The organism is Solidesulfovibrio alcoholivorans DSM 5433 (genome assembly GCF_000702665.1).
Lineage (GTDB): Bacteria > Desulfobacterota > Desulfovibrionia > Desulfovibrionales > Desulfovibrionaceae > Solidesulfovibrio > Solidesulfovibrio alcoholivorans.
On the sequence record NZ_JNJA01000025.1, the window covers coordinates 1 to 22,573 of the forward strand.

17 protein-coding genes and 1 riboswitch are annotated in these 22,573 nt (G+C 67.4%); of the genes, 7 read left to right on the forward strand and 10 right to left on the reverse strand.

Features of this window, described 5'->3' with window-relative positions:
- The first annotated feature begins 164 nt into the window (after positions 1–164).
- Positions 165–1,814, forward strand: coding sequence for a class I SAM-dependent methyltransferase (locus tag Q368_RS0121465; protein WP_043786625.1), 1,650 nt, complete (start codon positions 165–167; stop codon positions 1,812–1,814).
- Between the two features lie 68 nt (positions 1,815–1,882).
- Positions 1,883–3,358 carry an MFS transporter gene (locus Q368_RS0121470; RefSeq protein ID WP_052360326.1) on the forward strand — a complete coding sequence of 492 codons (1,476 nt, stop codon included), beginning with the start codon at positions 1,883–1,885 and terminating at the stop codon, positions 3,356–3,358.
- Between the two features lie 62 nt (positions 3,359–3,420).
- Here Q368_RS0121470 and Q368_RS0121475 read toward each other — a convergent pair whose 3' ends face one another.
- Positions 3,421–5,163, reverse strand: coding sequence for a cation:proton antiporter (locus Q368_RS0121475; RefSeq protein WP_029461089.1), 1,743 nt, complete (start codon positions 5,161–5,163; stop codon positions 3,421–3,423).
- Positions 5,164–5,350: 187 nt separating this feature from the next.
- Between Q368_RS0121475 and Q368_RS0121480 the strand changes: the two genes are divergently transcribed.
- Complete coding sequence (locus Q368_RS0121480) at positions 5,351–5,833, forward strand: MarR family winged helix-turn-helix transcriptional regulator (protein WP_029461090.1); 483 nt, start codon at positions 5,351–5,353, stop codon at positions 5,831–5,833.
- A 55-nt stretch (positions 5,834–5,888) separates the two neighbouring features.
- Positions 5,889–7,859: a monovalent cation:proton antiporter family protein gene (locus Q368_RS0121485; protein ID WP_029461091.1), complete on the forward strand. Its 1,971-nt coding sequence runs from the start codon at positions 5,889–5,891 to the stop codon at positions 7,857–7,859.
- Here the strand turns inward: Q368_RS0121485 and Q368_RS0121490 are convergent.
- Complete coding sequence (locus Q368_RS0121490) at positions 7,856–8,713, reverse strand: delta(1)-pyrroline-2-carboxylate reductase family protein (RefSeq protein ID WP_029461092.1); 858 nt, start codon at positions 8,711–8,713, stop codon at positions 7,856–7,858. The two genes, Q368_RS0121485 and Q368_RS0121490, sit on opposite strands and share 4 nt — an antisense overlap.
- Positions 8,714–8,727: 14 nt before the next feature.
- Entirely contained in the window at positions 8,728–11,031 is a 2,304-nt protein-coding gene (locus tag Q368_RS0121495; RefSeq protein ID WP_029461093.1) for a cysteine synthase, read from the reverse strand.
- Positions 11,032–11,152: 121 nt separating this feature from the next.
- On the opposite strand from Q368_RS0121495, the gene Q368_RS0121500 reads away from it, so the two are divergent.
- A complete protein-coding gene (locus Q368_RS0121500) occupies positions 11,153–12,907 on the forward strand; it encodes a motility associated factor glycosyltransferase family protein (protein ID WP_029461094.1) in 1,755 nt (584 codons plus the stop codon).
- A gap of 9 nt (positions 12,908–12,916) precedes the next feature.
- Here Q368_RS0121500 and thiE read toward each other — a convergent pair whose 3' ends face one another.
- The 6 genes from thiE to Q368_RS0121525 form a co-directional block, all read right to left on the reverse strand.
- The gene (gene thiE, locus Q368_RS0121505) at positions 12,917–13,558 is read right to left on the reverse strand and encodes a thiamine phosphate synthase (RefSeq protein WP_029461095.1); all 642 of its coding nucleotides are present in this window, start codon (positions 13,556–13,558) and stop codon (positions 12,917–12,919) included.
- Positions 13,555–14,355: a hydroxyethylthiazole kinase gene (gene thiM, locus Q368_RS0121510; RefSeq protein ID WP_029461096.1), complete on the reverse strand. Its 801-nt coding sequence runs from the start codon at positions 14,353–14,355 to the stop codon at positions 13,555–13,557. Before thiM ends, thiE begins: the two co-directional genes overlap by 4 nt.
- 166 nt (positions 14,356–14,521) lie before the next feature.
- Entirely contained in the window at positions 14,522–14,869 is a 348-nt protein-coding gene (locus tag Q368_RS26000; protein WP_156955817.1) for a hypothetical protein, read from the reverse strand.
- A gap of 97 nt (positions 14,870–14,966) precedes the next feature.
- Positions 14,967–15,068: riboswitch (TPP riboswitch) on the reverse strand.
- A gap of 112 nt (positions 15,069–15,180) precedes the next feature.
- The gene (clpB, locus tag Q368_RS0121515; protein WP_029461097.1) at positions 15,181–17,781 is read right to left on the reverse strand and encodes an ATP-dependent chaperone ClpB; all 2,601 of its coding nucleotides are present in this window, start codon (positions 17,779–17,781) and stop codon (positions 15,181–15,183) included.
- A 67-nt stretch (positions 17,782–17,848) separates the two neighbouring features.
- Positions 17,849–18,166, reverse strand: coding sequence for a chaperone modulator CbpM (locus Q368_RS0121520; RefSeq protein WP_029461098.1), 318 nt, complete (start codon positions 18,164–18,166; stop codon positions 17,849–17,851).
- 10 nt (positions 18,167–18,176) lie between these two features.
- Positions 18,177–19,199: a DnaJ C-terminal domain-containing protein gene (locus Q368_RS0121525; protein WP_029461099.1), complete on the reverse strand. Its 1,023-nt coding sequence runs from the start codon at positions 19,197–19,199 to the stop codon at positions 18,177–18,179.
- Between the two features lie 201 nt (positions 19,200–19,400).
- On the opposite strand from Q368_RS0121525, the gene Q368_RS0121530 reads away from it, so the two are divergent.
- Together Q368_RS0121530 and Q368_RS0121535 are read left to right on the forward strand one after the other, a co-directional pair.
- Complete coding sequence (locus Q368_RS0121530) at positions 19,401–20,135, forward strand: Smr/MutS family protein (protein WP_029461100.1); 735 nt, start codon at positions 19,401–19,403, stop codon at positions 20,133–20,135.
- Between the two features lie 78 nt (positions 20,136–20,213).
- Entirely contained in the window at positions 20,214–21,035 is an 822-nt protein-coding gene (locus Q368_RS0121535) for a shikimate 5-dehydrogenase (RefSeq protein WP_029461101.1), read from the forward strand.
- A gap of 62 nt (positions 21,036–21,097) precedes the next feature.
- Here Q368_RS0121535 and Q368_RS0121540 read toward each other — a convergent pair whose 3' ends face one another.
- Positions 21,098–22,573, reverse strand: a complete 1,476-nt coding sequence (locus Q368_RS0121540; protein WP_029461102.1) for a DUF1254 domain-containing protein — start codon at positions 22,571–22,573, stop codon at positions 21,098–21,100.

A 22,573-nucleotide genomic window follows, 5' to 3' on the forward strand; every position in this document is an offset into this window, starting at 1 on the left:
TGGGGGAGGAAACCCCCTTTTTGAAAAAAGGGGGTTTCCTCCCCCACGCCCCCTCCTTCCCCGAAAAACTTTCAAGGGGGGGGTGAGACCTCCCGCGCGGGTGACGAACCCCGCCCAGGGGGTCCGGGGGGGATGATCCCCCCCGGCCGCCGGAGGCATCTTCCATGCAAATCACACGCGGCCAGAACACCATCGGCTATCGGGACGGGGCGGAGGCGTATCTGTTGGGCTTTTTCAGCGAGCACGACGTCGACGAATACGAACTTTATCCCCGGGACGCGCCCTGGGCCATCCGCTACCACCTGACCCCGCGCCGCAAGACGTTGCTTTCCTGGCTCGACTTCGGCCCGGGGGGCGAAATTCTCGAACTTGGCGCCGGCTGCGGCGCGCTGACCGCCCACCTTGCCACCCTGCCGCATCGCGTCACGGCCGTCGAAGGCTCGCCCGAGCGCGCGGCCGTCATCGCGGCCCGCTGCCGCCGCGCGCAAAACCTCGAGATCGTCGCCGCCAACGCCGTGGGCCTCCCTTACGACGGGCGTTTCGACGTGGTCACGCTCATCGGCGTGCTCGAATACGCCGCCGCGTTCGTGGACGGCCCAAAGCCCCACGAACGCCTGCTCGCCGAGGCCAGGCGCTACCTGAAGCCCGACGGCTGCCTGATCCTCGCCATCGAAAACCGAATGGGCCACAAATACCTGGCCGGGCTTCCCGAGGACCATACCGGCCGGCCATACCACGGCATAAACGGCTATCCCGGCCCGGGCGGCGCGCGCACCTTCGACCGCCCGACGCTTGCCGCCATGCTCGCCCGCGCGGGTTTTCCCGCCGAGCATTGGCACTACCCCTCGCCGGACTACAAGACCCCGGACGGCGTCGTGTCCGAACGAGCGCTCGCGACCCCCGGGTTCAACGTCCTGCCGCTGCTCGAGCTGCCCACGCCCGATCCCGGCGGCAAGGCCCTCCCGGCCTTCAACGAACGGGCGTTCCTGCGTTCGGCCCTGGCCGGCGGCGCGGCCGGGCACGTCATGAATTCCTTTCTCGTGCTTGCGGCCGCGACGGACGACGCGCCCCTGCTCGCCGCCAACGCCGACACCCTGGCCGTGGCCGTCAACGCCGACTCCTGCCCGCCGCGCTTCCAGACCATGACGCGCTTTGTCCGCACGGACGCCGGCGTGGCCGTTTCGCGCAAAAACCTCCACGGCCTGCCGGAAACGGCCTTCGCCTCGGGCCGCCAGCACGTGAAGGCCCGGGAGCCCTACCGCCTGGGCTACGCGAGCTTTCTGGAAACGACGCTCGACGCCGTGGAGGACGGGGACATGGTCCGCGCCGCGAAGACCCTCGCCGCCTGGATGGACGAGGCGGCGTCTCGCGCGCGGCCCGGGACGCCCGAGGGCGTGCAAGGCTTTTACGCCTTCTGCCGCGAGCGCCTGGGCCGGGAAATCTATACGGACCTTCCTAACGACCGCTGGCTGCCGGGAAGCCTGCTCGACGCCCATCCGGGCAACGTGCTGCGCCATCCGGGCACGGGAGACGTCCGCTACATCGACCTGGAGTGGCAGCTCGCCTGCGACATTCCGCTGCGCCTGCTCATCGACCGGGGCGTCAACCTCGTCGGGCAAAAGCTCGCGGCATTCGCGGCCTATCTCGACCTGCCGCAGGAAGGGGCGCTGCCGCCGGCCATGGAGGCCGCGCTCACCCGCCATCCGCTTTTTCGCCGCGCCGACGCCGCGTCCCTCGCCGCGCTCACCCAGTGGCTTTTCGCGGCCGTGACCCACGGCGACCTCGACCACCGCCGGCAGCGTCCCCCGGCCTGACGCGCCCCTTCCCCCCTGCCGTCCATTGGCGTATGGGGGGATGCCGCCGCGCAAGGATACCCTCTTTTATGAAGCAGCACGCTGCCGGCCCCACGCCGGAAATCCGCACGCCCTCCCCTGTCCTGGCCATGCTCGGGGTCAACCTCATGGTCTTCATGGCCACGCTCGACATGAGCATCGTCAATGTGGCCCTGCCGACCCTGGTCGAGGCCCTGCACACCGATTTCGCCGCCATCCAGTGGGTGATCCTCAGCTACGTGCTCGTCATCGCGAGCCTGCTGCTGCTGGTGTCGCGCCTTGGCGACATGCGCGACAAGAAGCGCATCTTCTCCACCGGGCTCGTGATCTTCCTCATCGCCTCCCTGTGCTGCGGCCTGGCCCCTTCGGTTTCCTGGCTCATCGCCTTCCGGGCGCTGCAAGGCATCGGCGCGGCCATGACGCAATCGCTCGGCATGGCCATCGTCACGCAGATCGCGCCGCCGTCGAGCCGCGGCCGGGCTCTGGGGTTCATCGGCGGCACCGTGGCCATGGGGCTCATGATCGGCCCCCCCCTGGGCGGCATCCTCATCGGCATTTTGGGCTGGCGTTCGCTGTTCCTGCTCAACCTGCCCGTCGGCCTTGTCGCCTTGTGGGTGGTGGCCAGGCGCATGCCGCATCTGCCGCCCGTCAAGACGGGCGAACGTTTCGACCTGCCGGGCGCGGCTGCGGCCAGCCTGACGCTCGGCGCGTACTGCCTGGGCATGACCGCCATCCAGCGGGGCGGCTTCGCCGATCCCGCCGGCCTTGCGCTTTTAGGCCTGTCCCTGGTCGGGCTTTTCGTGTTCGTGGCCATCGAACGCCGTGCCGCCCAGCCCATGCTCGACCTGACGCTTTTTGCCAACCCGCTGGTCACGCTGCCGCTTTGCATGGCGGTGCTGGTCTTCATCACCGGCGCCAGCGGCTTCATCATGCCGTTTTTCTTCCAGTCGGCCCAAGGACGGTCCGTGACCGAAATGGGCCTGCTCATGATGCTGTTGCCGGCGTCCATGGCCCTGACCGCGCCGGTTTCCGGGTCACTCGCCGACCGCTACGGCTCCCGGGGCATCTGCCTGCTCGGGCTCGTGGTGCTGTGCGGGGGCTGCTTTTCCCTGGGCACGCTGACCGTGGCCACGCCCTGGTGGGGCTACCTGCTGCGCACCCTGCCCGTGGGCCTTGGCATCGGCATCTTCCAGGCCCCCAACAATTCCTCGATCATGGGGGAGATGCCGCCGCACCGCCTGGGCGTCGGGTCGGGACTGGCCAACTACGCGCGGGTGTTCGGGCAGTCCACGGGATTGCCGCTGGTGGGGGCGATATTCAGCGCCCTGGTGCTCTCCTCGGGGCACATCGGAGCGCGGGCGGAATTCACCAACGCCGCGCCCGAGGCGCTGGCCGCCGGCGTGGCCGGGGTCTTCCGCTGGCTGGGCAGCCTGCTCTTCCTGGCCATCGTCCTGGGGATGCTCGCCTGGCGCATCGAATACAAACGGCGCAGGGCCCGGGCCGTCCAGGCACCAGCGGACGCCTAGCGTCGCGTCCCCGAGATTCCGGTCGATGGATTTTGAGAACGATTTGTTGCTATGATTCTTCTTTAGTGACTTCCACACGAGGCCGCCGCGACTTCTTCCGCGTTGTCGAACAACTCCCGCCGCACCCGGTCGCGCTCGCGCTCGACCTGCTCGTCCGTGGCCCCGAGTTCCTCCATGAGCCAGGCAGTCATGGAAAGCGCCACCTCGCCTTCGCTGGAAAAGACAGCCTGCACCCCGGCCGCGCGCAGGGCCTCGGCCTCGCGCAGGTAGCCGGCCCGGCTGACGACCCGCAAGGACGGGGCCAGGTCCAGAGCCGCGGCCGCGATCTCGCACGCGTCGAGGCCCGACGCCGTAATGAGCAGGCTCCCGGCATTTTCGACGCCCGCGTGGAGCAGGATCTCCCGGCTGGCGGCGTCGCCGTGGACCACGGGCAGGCCCTTGGCGCGCAGTTCCCGCACGGTTTCGATGTTCATCTCCACCACCACGGGCACGATGCCGTTGTCGCGCAGGATGCGGCACAACATGCGGCCCACGGGACCGTAGCCCACGACCACTGCCGCAGGGGCGGGCGCACCCGCGGGGGGGGACGCCCCGTCCGCAATGGCCTTGTCGGTGAAAAAGCCCCGGCGCTTGAGCCGCGCCAGAAGCACGATGGTCCCCTGGTAAAGCCAGGGATTGAGGATGATGGAGACGACCGAGGCCACGACCAGGGCGTTGAAGGCTTCCTTGGGCAGCACGCCGAGCCCTGCGGCCATGGACGCCAGGATAAACGAGAATTCGCCGATCTGCGCGAGCGCCACGGCCACGGCGCAGGCCACGTCCAGGGGCCGGCGCAGGAGCAGCACCACGGCGAACGCGGCCAGCGGCTTGCCGAGCAGCACGATGCCGAGCGTGGCGAGCTCGAGCTTCCAGCCGCCAAGCACGGTCGTCGGGTCGAGCAGCATGCCGACGGAGACGAAAAAGAGCACGGCGAAGGCGTCGCGCATGGGCAGCGCGTCCGAGGCGGCCCTGGCCCCGAATTCCGACTGCCCGACGATCATGCCGGCCAGAAACGCGCCCAAGGCCATGGATGCGCCGAAAACCAGCGCCGCGCCCACGGCCAGGCCCAGGGCCACGGCCAGCACCGCCAACGTGAAGAGTTCCCGCGAGCCCGTGCGGGCCACATGGCCGAAAAAGCGCGGCAAAAGCCAGCGCCCGGCGACCGCCGTCACCGCGACGAGGCCCGCGAGCTTGAGCAGCGCAAGGGAGAGCGTCAGGCCAAGCCCCGGCCCGCCCGCGTCCCTTTGGCCGTAAAAGACCGGCAACAGCAGCAGCACGAGGATCGTGAAGAGGTCCTCCACGATGAGCCAGCCCACGGCGATATGCCCGGTCGGGGTGTGCAGGGCGCGGTTGTCCGCGAGCACCCGTGTGAGCACCACGGTGCTGGCCACGGAAATGGCGATGCCGAAGACGATGCCCGCGGACCAACTCCAGCCGAGGGCATGGGAAGCCACGGCCCCCAGGGCGGCCGAAGCCGCGATCTGCGCCACGGCCCCGGGCACGGCCACGCCGCGCACGGCCATGAGGTCCTTGAGGTGGAAGTGCAGGCCCACGCCGAACATGAGCAGGATGACGCCGAGTTCCGCGAACTGGCCCGCGATCTCGCCGTTGGCGACATAGCCCGGGGTGAAGGGGCCGATGACGAAGCCGGCCAGCAGGTAGCCGACGATGGGGGACATGCGCAGCCGCTTCGCGGCAAGGCCCAGGAGCAGGGCCGCGAGCAGGCCGGCGGTCAGGGTCAGGATGAGGCTTATTTCGTGGGACACGGGACCTCCGGAAAGGGGCGACAGGGCCGCCGCGCGCGGGGACAGGCAAAGCGCGCCGTCCCCGCTGCGTCAAGGAAGGGCGGTTTCATGGCATCGTAGCTACCGTAACGATCCCCGGCAGGCAACCCGATGTCACGAATTCCGCGGCGCATTGACAGCCACGGCTTCCCTCCCGTAAATTTTACGCATGGATGTCGCGACAACGCCCTCCGATGCCGAAGCCTTCGAGCGTCAGGCCAACCGGTTGCAGGAAGCCGTGGAAAACCTCTTTGCCTGCTGCCAGGCGCGCATCGCCCTGCAAAGCGAGCGCTTCGGGCTGCCGCCTGCGGCGCTGCGGGCCGTGCTGGCGCTGGGCGAAAGCCGCTACCTCGCGCCCGGCGAGCTCGGCCGGCGGCTCGGCGTCACCAAAAGCCGCGTGACGGCCGTGACCACGGGACTTTTGCGCCAGGGGCTCATCGAAAAGCACCCCGACCCCGCCGACGCCCGCGTCACCCTGCTGTCCCTGACCCCGGCAGGCAAGCGCATACGCGAGGACATCCGCACCTTCATGGTGAGCCTTTTTCAAAGCATGCTCGACCGGGTCGAGCCGCAGCGCCGCGAGGCCGTGCTCGCCTCCCTGGAAGTGCTGCGACACTGCATGGATTCCGCCCGGGCCGCCCTCATGGCCTGACCCGCCGCCCCGGCCCGCCCTTTCCAAATCCTGTCCTTTTTGTCATAGGCGCCACATGGATATACCGCTGCTCCCGGATGTCACCATCATCTTCGGGCTGGCCGTCATGGTCATCCTCATCTGCCACCGCCTGAAAATTCCGGCCCTGGTCGGCATGCTGCTCACGGGCGTCGTCTGCGGCCCCTATGGCCTGGGGCTCGTGCGCTCGGCCCACGACGTGGAAATCCTCTCGGAAATCGGCGTCATCCTGCTGCTTTTCACCATCGGCCTGGAGCTGTCCCTGTCCGACCTGTCGCGCCTCAAGCGGCCGGTTTTCTACGGCGGCACGGCGCAGATGCTCCTCACCTGGGCTTTTTTCTTCGCGCTGCCGCTTTTCGCGCTGCATTTTTCCGGCGGCTCCAGCGTCCTGCTCGGCATGCTCGCCGCCCTGTCGAGCACGGCCATCGTGCTGACCACGCTCCAGGAACGCGCCGAGATGGAAGCGCCCCACGGCCGGGTGAGCCTTGGCATCCTCATCTTCCAGGATCTGCTCGCCGTGCCCATGACGCTGGCCGTGCCGCTGCTGGCCGGGCGCACCTTCGGTTTCACCAACTCCATCGTCTTCACCGTGGGCAAGGGCGCGCTGGTGCTCGTTTTGCTCGTGGTGCTCTCGCGCAAGCTCATGCCGCGGCTGCTGCTCGCCATCGTGCGCACGCGCAGCCGGGAGCTCTTCCTGCTCACAGCCCTTGGCATCTGCCTGGCCGTCAGCCTGCTCACCGCGTCGATCGGCCTGTCACTTTCGCTCGGCGCGTTTCTGGCCGGCCTGCTCCTTTCCGGCTCGGACTACCGCGAGCACCTGCACGAGGTGGTGCTGCCGTTCAAGGACGTCTTCACCTCGCTTTTTTTCATCTCCATCGGCATGCTCTTAAACCTCGGCACGGCGATTGAGCACGTCTGGCAGATCCTTGCCGTCACGGCCCTGCTGCTCGTCGTCAAGGCGGTCATGGCCGGCGCGGCCACGCGCATCCTCGGCTATCCCACGCGCACCGCCGTGCTGGTGGGCATGGCCCTTTGCCAGGTGGGGGAATTCTCCTTCATCCTGGCCAAGGCCGGCTTCGACCGCCATGTCATTTCCGAGCACCTCTACCAGAAGTTCCTGGCCGCGAGCATCCTGACCATGGTGCTCGCGCCTTTCATCATCAAGGCCGCGCCCAAGGTTTCGCTCCTGCTGTGCCGCGCGCTTGGCGCGCGGGAGACGCCGCTTGCGCCCCTCGTTCCGGGGATCAAGGACCACATGATCATCCTCGGCTTCGGCGCGGGCGGGCGGCAACTCGCCCGGGCGGCCAAGGCGGCGGACATCCCCTACGTGATCCTCGAGATGAACCCGGACACGGTGCGCAACGAACGCAAAAAGGGCGAGCCCATCCACTTCGGCGACGCCTCCAAGCCGGGCGTTTTGGAGCACATCGGCGTGCGCGAGGCCAAGGCGCTGGCCGTGGTCATTTCCGACGCGGCGGCGGCGCGGCGCACGGTGGAGATCGCCCGGTTCGAGAATCCGGCGCTCTACATCGTCGCGCGCACGCGGTTTAATTCCGAGATCAAGGCCCTGCTCGAGCTCGGGGCCAACGACGTGATCGCCGAGGAGTTCGAGGCGTCGCTCGTGGTGTTCGCCCGGGTGCTGGCCAAGTTCATGGTGCCGCGCGACGACATCGAAAGCATGGCCCAGGAGATCCGGCGCGAGGGCTACCGCGCCATGCTGCCCGATTCCCTGGCTTCCATGGCCGGGGTCGCGCCGGACAAGTCGTTGGCCGGGCTGCACGTGGCGGTGTTCACGGTGGCGGAAGGGTCCGCCCTGGCGGGGCGGACGCTCGAGGAGGCGCGGATGCGGCGCGCGCACAACCTGACGGTCGCGGCGGCGCGGCGCGGCGAGGAGTTCGTGCCAAACCCCGACGGGCTTTTCCTGCTGCACCCCGGGGACAGGCTTTACGTGATGGGCACGTCGGAAGCCCTCAAGGAAGGGGCAGGGCTCTTTCGGGCCGCCGCCTAGGCGCGGCAGGCCAGCTTCGCCGCCGCCAGATCGAACAGTGCATGCCCCACGGTCTTGAAGACCACGGGGCCGGCGGGCCTCGGCGGCGCATCGAGAATGTCTTCCAGGGCCGTGACCGCGCCCCAGTCCACGCCCGCGCGCAGGAAATCGCCGGCCTCGCCCCTGGCCGAGGCCATGTCGTCCACGAAAAGCGCCGCGCGGGAGACAAGCGAGGCCGGCACCTCCGCCGCCTCGGGCGTAAACGTCCCCACCGCCGCAACGAACACGTCGCCCCGCACCGCGTCCGGGAAAACCGGCTCACGGCCGGTCGTGGCCGTGATGATAAGCGCCGCGTCGCGCACCGCCGCCGCGGCACCGGTTTCCACCCGCGCCGCGATCCCCTCCCCGGCCAGTTCCCCGGCCAGACCTTCCGCGCGTTTTTGCGTGCGCGAGACGATGACGACATCCGTAACACCCAGTCCCTGGGCGAACGCCTCGGCATGGGCTCTCGCCTGCACGCCCGCGCCGAAAAGGCAAAGCGGCCCGGCCGGACGCGGCGCGAGCAGGCGCGCGGCTAAAAGGCTCACCGCCGCCGTGCGCCGGGCCGTGAGCTCCCCGGCATCGAGCACGGCCAGCTTGCGCCCGGTCGCGGCATCAAGGACCAGCACCTCGCCCTGGATGACGGGCAGCTCCCGGTTGCCCGGATGCACGGTGATGTTCTTGACGATGGCGACGTCCGCGTCGGCGGCCGGCATGCACAGGAGCACGCCTCCCGGCACCGGCACGGCCAGCCGCTCGGGCGCGACGGCCGTCTCCGCCTTCCTGGCCCGCAGCACGTCCGCGATGGCCTCGGACAGACGCAGATAATCAAACAGCACCGTCGCCCCCTTTAGCGCCTGGGGAAAAGCCGCGCACCGTCGGCGGCGTCCTCGACGCGGTACCCGAGCGCCTCGATCTCGACGCGAAGCGCGTCGGCCCGGGCGAAATCCCTGGCCTGGCGGGCCGCTTCCCGCGAGATCACGAGACGCGAGGCCTCCTGCGGCCAGTCGCTCCGGGCAAGCGGCAGCGCGGCGGCGTCGAGCAGGCCGAGCACCGCGTCGGCGTCGCCAAGGGCCGCCGCGCAGCGCACGGCGTCCGGCCCGGTGAGCGCCCCGGTGGAGAGCAGGCCGTTGGCGAAGCGGCAGAAGGCGAAGAGCTTGGGCCAGAACTGGAACAGCGACAAATCGTCGTCCACCGCGAAGCGCAGCGCTTCGGCGAGATCCCCGGCCTCGGCCTCGACCTGGGCGGAAACCGCGCCCCGGCCCTTGGGCACAAGCCCCAGGTTGGCGGCCAGCTCCTGGACGCGATTGCGGTTTTTCTCCCACATGCGCAGCGCCTCGGGGGAGACGGACAGCGGCTTTTTGTAGCCCACGGACAACAACCACGCGCGCACGGCCAGGGGATGGACGCCAAGGTCCAGGCAGGCGGCAAGGTCCGCCGGCGCGGCCTCGCCGCCCTCGCGCGCCGAAACGCGCCCGCCAACGAGCCATGCCGCGGGCGAAAGGCCCGCGCCCACGGCCCAGATGGCGCGCAGGTTCTCCAGGTGCGGGAAGGCCTTGTCCTCGTCGGTCAGCGCCACGGTCACGGCCGGAAGAGCCTTGGCCGCGGCGGCGGCCATCTGCAAAAACCAGCTCGGCCGCACGTTACCCCAGGGCGTGGCCAAGGCGTCGCCGGCCTTGAGGTCCTTGAGGCTCACGCGCTTGAGCAGGGTGAAATCGTGGGGATTGTCCTTGGCGTAGGCGAGCAGGTCCACGGTCTTGCCGAGCGCCAGCTTGTCCAGGTCGCGCCCGAGCAGACGGCCGTAGGCCTTGTCGCGGGCCACGTCGAAATAGACGCTGCGCAGCTTCTCGTAGGCAAGGCCCTTGCCCATGAGCTTGCGCGTCATGGCCAGCGCCTCGTCCAGGGCCTCGCCGGCCAGGGGGAAAAGCGCCTCGGCCACGCCCAGGGAGGCTGCCAGGGAAGCCACATGCTCCCTGGCCCGGGCGGCGAACTCGCGGCAGGCCAGGCCCGCCGCTCGCGCCGCTTGCAGGCTCGAGTCGTCGAGGTCGGCCAGGCCCACGGCGAGCGTCGGGCGCGCGCCGTCGCGGGCGAGCGCCCGGCGCAGCACGTCGAGGGTGACCACGCGCCGCCAGCCGTCCAGATCACCGGGCGCGGCGAGCGGCGGGCCGAAGGTGAAAAGCCCGGGCGCGGCCCCGGCCGGGTCAAGATAGACCGGCTCGGACGCGCCCACGCTACGCAGCGCCACACCCTTTTTCTCGGGCACGGCGAAAAGGCTCGTGGACAGGTAGCGTTCGCCGCCATCGGGCAGGATGGCGACCACCGTGCCCCGCTCCAGGGACGCGGCCAGCCCGGCCGCAGCGGCCATGGCCGCGCCGCCGCTCATGCCGACGAAAAGCCCCTCCTCGCGGGCCAGCCGCCGCGCCATGGCGAAGGCGTCCTCGTCCTCCACGGAAACGATGGCGTCCAGGGCCTTCTTGTCGAAGATGCCCGGCGGATAGGACTCCTGCATGTTCTTGAGGCCCTGGATCTTGTGCCCGGGATGGGGCTCGACCGCCACGACTTTGACGGCCGCGTTCAACTCTTTGAGTTTCTTGACCAGCCCCATGGCCGTGCCCGAGGTGCCGAGCGCCACCACCACGTGGGTGACGGCCCCGTCCGTGCCGGCGTAGATCTCCTCGGCCGTGCCGGCGTAATGGGCGTCTATGCTCGCGGGATTGTTGAACTGGTCCATGAGCACGTAGGTCTCGGGCTCCTCGCGCGCCAGGCGGTAGGCCTCCTCGATGGCCCCGTCCGTGCCCAGGTTGCCCGGGGTGAGGACGATTTCGGCCCCGTAGGCGCGCATGATGCGCTTGCGCTCCTGGGAGGCCGACGCGGGCATGAGAAGTTTGAGGCGGTAGCCCTTGACGGCGCAGACCATGGCCAGACCGATGCCGGTGTTGCCGGAGGTGGCCTCGATGACGATGCGGCCGGGCACGAGCTCGCCCGATCGCTCGGCGGCCTCGATCATGGCCAGGGCGACCCGGTCCTTGATGGAGCCGCCGGGATTGCGCATTTCCACCTTGGCCGCGAGCGTCACGGCCGGATTGGGGTTGATGCGCGCAATGCGCACGAGCGGCGTCGCGCCGACCAGGGAAAGGACGTTGTCGTGGATCATGGAACCCTCGCGGATGATTGCCAAAGCGGTCCGGTCGGTTTGTGGTAGGCAAAAATCGGCGGGCGGGCAAGCGTGGCAGGATTATTGCTTTGGCCATGGCAATACCGTCAAGGATGACACCATGCCCATCACTTCGTTTCTCGTGGACAACCTCACCGCACTGGCCAAGGCCGGCGCACCGGTCGCGGCCTGGCTCGCCAAGCACGATCCCGATCCCGAAATCATCTTCGGGCGCATCGTCAAAAACCGCCACGGCACCCTGGACTGGCGCATGGATAACGGCCAGGGCATTTTCGAGGCACTGCCGCCGGCTTTGCATTACCGGGACTGGCGTCCCAGCGAAGGGCTCGAGGGCGGGGCCACGGTCATCGTGGGCACGGCCCTCGGCTACGGCCTCAACCATGTGCTGACGGGCGTACCGCCCTCCCACCGCATCGTGGTGCTCGAGCCGCGCCCGGATCTGCTCATGGCCTGCCTGAGCCAAACCGATTACCGGCCCTTCATCGCCAACGGCCAGCTGACCTTCCTGCCCCCGGAGCGGCAGCTCCTGGAAAAAACGCTCCACGGCCTGGACGTGAGCTTTCTTTTCGCGCGCATCAACGTGCGCAACGACATGCCGAGCACCCAGCTCGGGCCGGAATACGCCCAGTGCGCGGGGCTCGTGCGCGCCATCCTGGAAAACATGTCCGTGGACCTGACCACGCTTCGCCTCAAGCAGGAAGTGATGGTCGGCAACGAGTTGCGCAACTTCTCCCGGGCCATGCACGACGGGAGCCTCGCGCGCATGGCCGGCGCGGCCACGGGGCTTACGGCCGTGCTCCTCGGCGCGGGGCCGTCGCTGCCGCGCCTGGCCCCGGCCGTGGCCAGGCACCGGGACAAGGCGCTTTTCGCCACGGCGCTCCAGACCCTGCCGGCCCTGGAACGGCTGGGGATCAAGCCCCATCTGTGCCTGGCCATCGATTTCAACACCGACATGGGCAAGTGCCTGTCAAACCTGCGCGACCCGGCGTTCGCGGCGGACGTCCCCCTGATCTATTCCACCAAAATGCAGCCCGAGGTCGTGGAGCGCTATCCCGGCCCGACGCTGCCGCTTTGGACCGAGGGAGGCATGGCCACCTATGTGCTCAAGGACCTGGAACTGGTCCTTGACGCCGGGGGCAACGTGGGCGTGACGCTGGAGCGCTTCCTGACCTGGGCCGGAGCCAGGCGCTTCGTGCTGGTGGGCCAGGACCTGGCCTGGCGCGCGGACGCGACCCACGCCGCCGGGCACCACGCCGCCACGTCCGGGACCAGTGGCATACGACTGAAAAACCGCGACGGCGAGACGCTTTTCACGCACCTGGGCTTCGTGGCCGCCAAGCGCGACCTGGAAAAGGACTTCGCCGCCCCGGACGTGCGGGCCTACAACCTCTACGGCGGGGGCGCGGTCATCGCGGGCGCGCCGGAGATCGACCCGGACACCCTGGACGACCCGGCCTTTTTCGCAGGCCAGGGCATGGCGCTTCGCGTCTTTCTCGACGCGCTGGCCCGCGCGGCCGCGCCGCGCACGCGTCCGGTCTTTTCCCAGAAGGCCGGGGAGTGGGCGAGTTCGCTCAAAAACGCCTCGAAACGCCTGGAAAAGCTCATGCGCAAGGCGGACAAGCACCAGGGCGAACTCAAGCATCTCCTCGGCCAGATCCAGCTCTTCCTGCGCCACGATCCGCTGTACATGCCGTACCTCTACAACGAGATCATGGAGCTTGCGGGCATGATCCACACCCGGCCGCGCATCGGCGTCAAGGAAATGACGCAATTCCAGGCCCTGCGCAAACGCGTGCTGGCCAAGATTCGGGAAATCGACGCCCTGCTCGGGCCGACGGACTCGTTCGCGGCGTAAGCAGGCGCGCTACGCCCGTGCGGCGCGCACCACGGCGGCGAGTTCCCGCGCCGCCGCGCAGGGATCGGCCGCGGAGCAGACCGCCGAGACCACGGCCACCCCGGCCACGCCCGCGGCCATGACCGCGGCCGCATTTTCGATCGTAATCGCGCCGATGGCCACCACCGGCACCTCGGCCAGGGCGACCATGCGTCCAAGGCCCGCGATGCCCTGGGGCGCGCCGGCGTCCTTTTTCGTGGTCGTGGCAAAGACCGGCCCCGCGCCGAGGTAGTCCACGGGAAGGCCTATGGCGGCCCGCGCCTCGTCCTCGCCCGTGACCGAAAGCCCGATGATGGCCCGCGGCCCGACAAGCGCCCGGACGTCGGCCGGATGCATGTCGTCCTGGCCCACGTGCACCCCGTCCGCGCCGGCAGCCAGGGCCACATCCACGCGGTCGTTAATGAGAAGCGGCACGCCGCGCGGCCTGGTCACGGCCAGCACCGCCTTGGCCAACGCCACGAATTCCCTTGTCGAGGCGGTCTTTTCGCGCAGCTGCACCATGCCCGCGCCGCCGGCCACGGCCGCCGCCACCACCTCGACCAGTTCGCGGCCGCGAAGCGCCGGCCGGTCCGTGACCAGATAGACACCCAGGTCGAAAGCGGGCCGCGTCATGACGCCTCCCGCACGCCGGCGGCGATGCCGGCCTCGTCGAGACTATAGAGCATATCCAGAAACCGCGTGAAAAAGCTGCCCGGCCCGGACGCACCGGCAGCGGCCAGAAAGCCCGCCGCGCTCATCACGGCCATGCCCTGGACCACGGCCGCGAACGGATCGGCCTCGATAGCCATAAACGCCCCGACCAAAGCCGTGGCCGTGCAGCCAAGGCCCGTCACCCGGGGCATCATGGCGTGCCCGCCGACGAGGTCCACGCGCCGCGCGCCGTCGGTGATCACATCCACCGCGCCGCTGGCGCAGACCACGCAGCCAAGCCGCGCGGCAAGGCGTGCGGCGGCTTTCGCGGCGGCGCGGCTGTCGTGGCGGCTGTCCGCGCCCTTGGCCACGGCGTCCTCGCCGGCCAGGGCGAGAATCTCCGAGGCGTTGCCGCGTATGGCCGCAAGCGGCCCCGTTTCGAGCATGGCCTTGGCCACTTCCCGGCGGCGCGAGGTGACGCCCGCGGCCACGGGGTCGAAGACCACGGGCACGCCCGCGCCCCGGGCCGCCTTGGCCGCCGCCAGCATGGCCGCGATATTCTCCTCACCGGGGGTGCCCATGTTACACACCAGCGCCCCGGCCATGGCCGCAAGCTCGGCGGCGTCGACGCTGTGGTGGGTCATGGCCGGCGACGCGCCGAGCGCCAGCAGGGCGTTGGCCGTGGTGTTGGTGACGACGTTGTTGGTGATGTTGACGACAAGCGGCTGCGTCTCGCGAACGCGGCACAGCCCGGCATACGCGGCTGCGGCAAGGTTCATGGGCGTATCCTTGGGAAAGGGTATGGGCAATGGTGCCGGCTCAGCGAATCGTGGACGAATGCTACTAGTCAGGTTCTCGCTAAGATCATTGCCGGCAACTGAAATTTGCAACTCGTTCGAACTGTCTCGGAATGGACACTATCGAGATACTATTACATACAAACAATCATATCACTGTAAAAGAAAAGTCTAATGCATAACCAATTTCAAGATACATATCTACAACAAAATCTGGCACCGCTATTCCACTGGTATCACTATCTGTTACTAGAGATGCAAATATGCCACATTTTCTTCTTTCAACTTTTGAACTTTTAATGAGAGCAATAAAATTCGAATAATCAACCCCCTCTTTCAGCTCAACTGATATGACTTTTAGATTTTTATCTTTGTAATAATCTCTTTGCTTGAACAATGATTCATCTAATACACTGCCAATGTTGTTTACAATATCTTCTGAAGCACCTATTATTCGAAAACTAAATTTTTCAAATCGACGATTGCTAGCATCCATACTTTAGATACTTTCTCGCAAGAATTCAAAATTGACTACAGTATAAGCTATCACTTCCACAAAACCCCTGTTCAACCCGCTTTGAAAAAAGGCAGGGAGAGGCAGGCATCCGAATTCCCTCCGGCGGTACGAACCGCATCAGGTTCCATGGGTCGCTTCTCAGCCGCCTCCCCGGGAAGCGGCGCCCCAATCGGACGCGCTCACGCTAGCCGTTCGCCGCGCCGCTGGCAACTGCGGACGCCAACGCAAAAGGGCGCGCGGCGGATGCCGCGCGCCCTTTCTCTCTGGAGCGGAGACGAATCCCCGCCGTTTTACGCGAACACGAGCACGCCGTCGCGCACGTCCACGGTCACGGTCTGGCCGTCGGCGACCTGCCCGCCAATGAGCGCCTTGGCCAGGGGCGTCTCGATGTGGCCTTGCAGGTAGCGCCGCAGGGGCCGCGCGCCGAAAACCGGGTCGTAGGCCGTCTCGGCGATGAAGGCCTTGGCCGCGTCGGAAAGCTCCAGGCGGATCTTGCGGTCGGCCAGGCGCGCCCGCAGCCCGCCGAGCATGAGCTCCACGATGGCCGCGATCTGCTCGCGAAGGAGCGGCTTGAAGAGGACGATCTCGTCCACGCGGTTTAAAAACTCCGGCCGGAAGTGCCCGCGCAACGTCTCCATGACCGCATCGGCCACGCCCGGCTTGAACGCGCCCGAGGGTTCGATGCCGTCGAGCATATACTGCGCGCCGAGGTTCGAGGTCATGATGATGATCGTGTTCTTGAAATCCACGGTGCGGCCGTGGCTGTCGGTCAGCCGGCCGTCGTCGAGGATTTGCAAAAGCGTGTTGAACACGTCGCCATGCGCCTTCTCGATCTCGTCGAAGAGCACCACGCTGTAGGGCTTGCGCCGCACCGCCTCGGTCAGCTGCCCGCCCTCGTCGTAGCCGATGTAGCCCGGAGGCGCGCCGATCAGCCGCGCCACGGTGTGCCGCTCCATGTATTCGGACATGTCCAGGCGCACCATGTTGTCCTCGGAGTCGAAAAGCGCGGCGGCGAGCGTCTTGCAGAGCTCGGTCTTGCCCACGCCCGTGGGGCCGAGGAAAATGAACGACCCGATGGGCCGGTTGGGGTCCTTGAGCCCGGCGCGCGCGCGCAGCACGGCGTCGGCCACGGCCGTGACCGCCTGGTCCTGCCCGACCACGCGGTCGTGGAGCACGTCGCCCAGGCGCAGGAGCTTCTCGCGCTCGCCTTCGAGCAGCCGCGTCACCGGGATGCCCGTCCAGCGGGAAATGACCATGGCCACGTCGTCGGGGCCGACTTCCTCGCGGATCAGCCGCGTGCCGCCGGCGGCCTTGGTGATGGCCTCCTCCTGGCCGGCGAGATCGCGTTCCAGGCCGGCGAGCTTGCCGTAGCGCAGCTCGGCGGCCTTGTTGAGGTCGTAGGCGCGCTCGGCGTCCTCGATGGCCAGACGCGTCTTTTCGATCTCTTCCTTGATGCGCCGCAGGCCTTCCACAGCGCCTTTTTCCTTTTCCCACTGCGCCAGATAACCGCCCTGCTCCTCCTTGAGGTTGGCCAGCTCCTCTTCGAGCTTGCCCAGGCGCTCGTGCGAGGCCTTGTCGGTCTCGCGCCTGAGCGCCTCGCGCTCGATTTCCAGCTGCATGACCTTGCGGTTGATCTGGTCGAGCTCCGCCGGCAGCGAGTCGATCTCGGTGCGAATGAGCGCCGCGGCCTCGTCGATCAGGTCGATGGCCTTGTCCGGCAGCTGCCGGTCCGCGATGTAGCGGGCCGAAAGCACGGCCGCCTCGACCACGGCCGAGTCGCTGATGCGCACGCCGTGATGCACCTCGAACCGCTCGCGCAGCCCGCGCAGGATCGAGATGGTGTCCTCGACGTTCGGTTCGTCCACGAAGACGGGCTGGAAACGGCGCTCCAGCGCCGGGTCCTTTTCGATGTACTTGCGGTATTCATCCAGCGTGGTCGCGCCGATGCAGTGCAGCTCGCCGCGCGCGAGCATGGGCTTGAGCAGGTTGCCCGCGTCCATGGAGCCTTCGGTCTTGCCCGCGCCGACGATGGTGTGCAGTTCGTCGATGAAAAGGATGATGCGGCCCTCGGAGGTCTGCACTTCCTTGAGCACGGCCTTTAAGCGCTCCTCGAACTCGCCGCGGTACTTGGCGCCGGCAATGAGCGAGCCCATGTCCAGGGCGAAAATCGTCTTTTCCTTGAGGCCCTCGGGTACGTCCTTGTTGACGATGCGCATAGCCAGGCCCTCGACGATGGCCGTCTTGCCCACGCCCGCCTCGCCGATGACCACGGGGTTGTTCTTCGTGCGCCGCGACAGGATGCGGATCACGCGGCGGATTTCCTCGTCGCGGCCGATGACCGGGTCGATCTTGCCCTTGCGCGCGGCGTCCACGAGGTCACGGCCGTACTTGGTCAGCGCCTCGTAGGTGCCTTCGGGATCGGCCGAAGTGACGCGCTGGCCGCCGCGAATCTCGGTCAGGGCGGCGAGGACGCGGTTCTTGTCGATGCCCATGGCTTTGTTGACCTGGCCGGCCATGGTCGAAGGCGGCTCGTCCAGAAAGGCGAGGAAAAGGTGCTCGACGCTGACGTATTCGTCCTTGAGGTGCTTGGCGAGGTCCTGCGCCTTGACCAGGATTTCGTTGAGCCGCGGGGTCACGTAGACCTGTCCCGGCTGCGAACCCGGGCCGCTCACGCGCGGCAGCTTGCCCAGGGCGCGTTCCAGTTCGGCCAGGTAGGCCTCGGCATTGTATCCGGCCTTGTCCAGGATGCGCGGCACGAGCCCCTGCTCCTGGGTCAGCAGGGCGTAGAGCAGGTGTTCGGCGTCGACCTGCTGCTGGCCCATGCGCACGGCGACGGCCTGCGCCTCGCTGATGGCCTGTTGTGATTTCTGGGTGAACTTGTTGAGATCCATATATGTCATCCTCCTCCGTCAGTGCGCCTGAGATAATATCGTGCGATAAAAACGCAAGAGGCTCCCCTTACAAAAGACGTCCCATTTCACGAACCTTGTTTTCCAGATACTCGATGCGCTCCAGCAGATCGACGACAATGCTCGCACCAAGCACGGGCAGTTCGAAATCCTTGCTGATGCGGTCGAACTTGCGCAATCTGTAGAGGTCGCGCGGCCGGAACAGATAGGCGTCCGCCGTGGTGCGTTCCGGCGTGATCCAGCCGAGTTCGATCAACTCGCCGACAATGGTCGGATGCAGCCCCGTCAGTTCCTGGAGCTGGGCGAAGCTCAGGCGTTCGGACCGGGCGGGCACGGTGGTGACGGTGACGACTTGCTTGATGTCCATGGCGACCTCGCTAGAACGACCTGGGGCTGAAATCGGCTGAAGCCGCGGCGAGCTTTTCCCAAAGCTCCCGCTGCGCATCCGTCACATGCGACGGCACCTGCACCATCAGGCGCACGAGCTGGTCCCCGCGCTTGCCCTGCCCGCCGAGGCCCTTGCCGCCCAGGCGCAGCTTGCGCCCGGACGACGAGCCGGCCGGGATGTTCATCTCCACCGCGCCGTCGAGCGTCGGCACGCGCACCTTGGCCCCGAGCGCCGCCTCCCAGGGAGACAGCGGCAGGTCCAGGATGACGTTGCCCTCCTCGAGTTTGAAAAGCGCATGGGGCAGGATCTTGACCTTGAGGTACAGGTCTCCCGGCTTGCCGCCGGCGCGGCCCGGGTTGCCCTGGCCCGAGAGCCGGATCTTGCCGCCCTCGCGCACGCCGGGGGGGATGTTGACGCTCAGCGTCTTGGTGCCCAGGCGCGGCGACCCGTCGGGGCCGATGGTCTGCTCCTGCAAGGTGATGCCCTTGGCCCCGCCCCGGTAGGCTTCCTCCAGGGTCAGTTCCAGGGTGGCGTTGGCGTCCGCGCCACGAGACGGCCCCGTGGAATAGCCCCCGGCCCCGCCGAAACCGCCGAAGCCGGAAAAGCCGCCGCCGAAGTCGCCGTAGCCCCCGCCGCGCTCGAAACGGGCCCGGCCGCCGCCGCCCGCGCCGCCGAAAAGCGTTTCGAAAAAGTCGGAGAACGAACCGGCGTCGAACTGCTGACCGCCTGTGAAGTGGTAGTTCGCGCCCTCGAACCCGGACGGGCGCTGGAAATTCTGGCCGTGCTGCCAGTTGGGACCCAGCGAATCGTAGAGCTTGCGCTTTTCCGGATCCTTGAGCACCTCGTAAGCCTCGTTGTATTCCTTGAACTTCTTCTCGGCCTCGGGATCGTTGGGATTGAGATCGGGATGGTGCTTGCGCGCCAGCTTCTTGAAAGCCTTGGAGATCTCATCCTGGGTCGCGGTCTTGGCGACCCCGAGCAGCTTGTAATAATCCTTGTATTCCACGCTCATATGGGCAGCTTCCCCCGTTGGTCCGGCTGGTTGTCCGGCAAGTTTACATAATAAGTCGCACCGCGATTCCGTCAACCATCCCGGCGGATTATCTTCGCACTGTATGCCCCTTCCGTTTTACACCAGCAAGCCCCCAAAAGCCATAGACAAAACTTCCGTGCGGCTTGCCAAGCACCGGCCTTGCCGCTAGCTTCCCCGGCCATGGCAGCCAAAGATCCCCAAAACGAATTCCGCCCCTTCGCCACCGTGCTCAAAGGCGTCAAGGTGGCCAAGAAGAAACACGTCCCCGACGTCGTGGCCAAGGCCGTCTGCGCCGCCGAAAAACCGGCCACGCCCGAAGACAACGACGAGACCGCGTTTTTCCGGGCCATGAACGGCGTGGCCCCCATGGACCGCGAAAAGACCAAGGGCCGCGACGTCCACCCCGCCGCCCCGCCGCCGCCCCCGCCCTCGCCCGCCGACGAGGAGCAAAAGGCCCTGGCCGCCCTGCAGGACCTCGTCAGCGGCAAGGTCGAATTCACCCTGGAATACAGCGACGAATACGTGCAGGGCTTCGTCACCGACCTCGACCCCAAGGTCTACCGCCAGTTGCGCGCCGGCCAGTTCTCGCCCGAGGCCCATTTCGACCTGCACGGCCTCAATACCGAACAGGCCTACCTTTCCCTGCTCCATTTCATGCGCGAACACTACCTCGGCGGCAAGCGCTGCCTGCTTGTCATTCCCGGTCGCGGCGCGAATTCGCCCGGCGGCGTGCCCGTACTCAAGGAAGAGCTCAAAAGCTGGCTCACGCGCGACCCGCTCAAGCGCGTGGTGCTGGCCTTCACCACGGCCCAGCCCCGCCACGGCGGCGCTGGCGCGCTCTACGTCCTGCTGCGCAAGTTCAAGAAGACAAAGGGGAAGGTCCGCTTCGAAAAGGATTGGCCGGAATTCGGCTAAACGCGATACCGGCCGGCGGCGTTTCATGCCGCCCGCTCAGGCCATGCCCAAAGTCCCGTCCCGCCAAGGAGCCCGCCCATGAAACCGCCCATCGGGCGCGACACCGTGCTGTGCATGTCCCTGGCCGGGCGGCCCGGCAATTTCGGCACGCGTTTCCACAACCGCCTCTACGAACTGCTCGACCTCGACTACGTCTACAAGGCCTTCACCACCACGGACCTGCCCGCGGCCATCGGCGGCGTGCGGGCTCTCGGCGTGCGCGGCTGCGCCGTCTCCATGCCGTTCAAGGAAGCGGTCATCCCGCTGCTCGACGATATCGAACCTTCGGCCGCGGCCATCGACGCGGTCAACACCATCGTCAACGACGGCGGCCGGCTCACCGGCGCCAACACCGACTACCTCGCCGTGCGCCGACTCGTGGAGCAGGCCGGCATCGCCCCGCAAACGCCGTTCGTCCTTCGCGGCAGCGGCGGCATGGCCAAGGCCGTGGCCGCGGCCCTTCGGGGGCTCGGCTTCGCCCACGGCCATATCGTCGCGCGAAACGCCGTCACGGGCCCGGCCCTTGCCGCAGCCTGCGGCTACGCCTGGCAGTCCGAGCTTGCCGGCCTTGCCGCGCCCTTTCTCCTCAACGCCACGCCCCTTGGCATGACCGGCCCCGAGGCGCGGGCCCTGGCCTTTCCCGAGGCGATGATCGCGGCCTGCGACGTCGCCTGCGACGTCGTGGCCATGCCGCCGGAAACACCCTTTCTGGCGCGCGCCCGGGCGCGCGGCAAAAAACTGATTTCCGGCAGCGAAATCATCGTCCTGCAGGCCTTGGAACAATTCGTCCGCTACACCGGGGTCCGGCCTTCCGCAGCGCAGGTGCAAGAGGCCGCGGCGTTCGCGCGCAGCACCGGGTAGCGCCGCGCCGGGGAAAGGCTTGCCGCACAAACAAAGGGGCCGCCGCAGCGACCCCTTTTTCGTTACGAAACCGAACGCTGGCGCGTTTTTACGATCGCCGGCGGCTGCCACGACCCGGAGCCCACGGGCAGGACCGAAGGGGCCCCGGTTTTCGGCCAGTACAGGCGCATGACCAGGTAGATCGGCCCGTCCGGCGCGGGCAGCCAGTTGGCCGCCCGCTTCCCCTGCGGCGCATCCTTTTGGACGAAAATCGTCAGCGACCCGTCGGGGTTGCGGCGCAGTTGCGGCAGCAGCGGCGAGTTGACGAGATAGCGGTTGATCGGGTTTTCGACGAGCAATTGCGTCTTGCCGTCGTACATGGTGACGGACCAGAAGGCGTTGACGGGCGGCAGTTGGCCGGCGGCGAACGTGATCGCGTAGTCGTGCGCGCCGCCGTCGAGGGGTTCGCCATCGGCCGTGGTCCTGGTCATGGGATAGACCGCCTCGACCGCGTCGTTGCCGTAGATGCCGGCCTTGGCCGCGGCGGCGCGCAGCAGCCAGTCCCCGTGGTAAAAGGCGCGGTCGCCGAAGGCCGAACTCAGCAGCCAGCCATTGACGGCCTTACCGATCGCGGCGGCGGCGTGAGTGACCTTTTCTTCGCCGTCCTGCATGCCGCGCAGGACCGCCGCCTTGCTCTCGGAAGACAGGTCCTTGAAATCGAAGGCCTTGCCCGGCCCGACGCCGATGCGGGCGAGCTTTTCCCGGATGGCGACCTCTTCCGGCCCGACCGCCGCGAACTGCAGGACGAAATCGAGGTATTCGAAGAACCCGGTTTGCACGCGTTCCTTGTCGATCTTCGGAAAGGCCGGCAGGGGAAGCGCCGTGGGCGCGGGCCGGCCGAGATACGCGGAAAGCGGGCGCGCCTTGTAGCCCGCCTGCACTTTCTTGACGTTGGCCATGTCCTTGGCGCTGAAAAGCTGGGTGCGGAAAAGCCCCAGGGAAAACCGGGTGCTCGAGCGGAATACCTTCCCGATCCCCGGCGGCACGTCGCCATTCCAGTCCGGCCCGACGATCAGGTAGTCGCCGGCCGCATTGCCCGTGGCCCGGCTGCCGATGTAGCCGTAATTGAAGGTGTTGCCGTCCACGAGCTGCACGCAGTAGTAGCGCTTCTTCTCCACGGCCGGCACGGACAGCACCATGGGCTCCGTGCCGAGATCCATGAAAATGAAGGAATACGGCGTATCGCTGTTTGGCGTCACCACCGTCGTGTCTTTGTAAGTGAAAACGCGCGCTTCGTTATAAAGTACATTGAACGGCGCCTTGAATTGCCCGGAATCGCGATCCACGGCATTTTCGTACATGACACCGTAGTTCATCACGAGCGGCAGCCCGTAGATGAAGCCCTCTTCCGCAATCGCCCGAACCTGCGCCGGATCAAGGCTGTCCTGCGATGTGGCCGTGTCCGGGCGCATCCCCTTGCCGTGCCTTGTGCAACCGCAAAGCACGAGCAAGGCGACGCAACAGAGCAGGGAAAGACGCTTGTCCACCGACAATTGCAT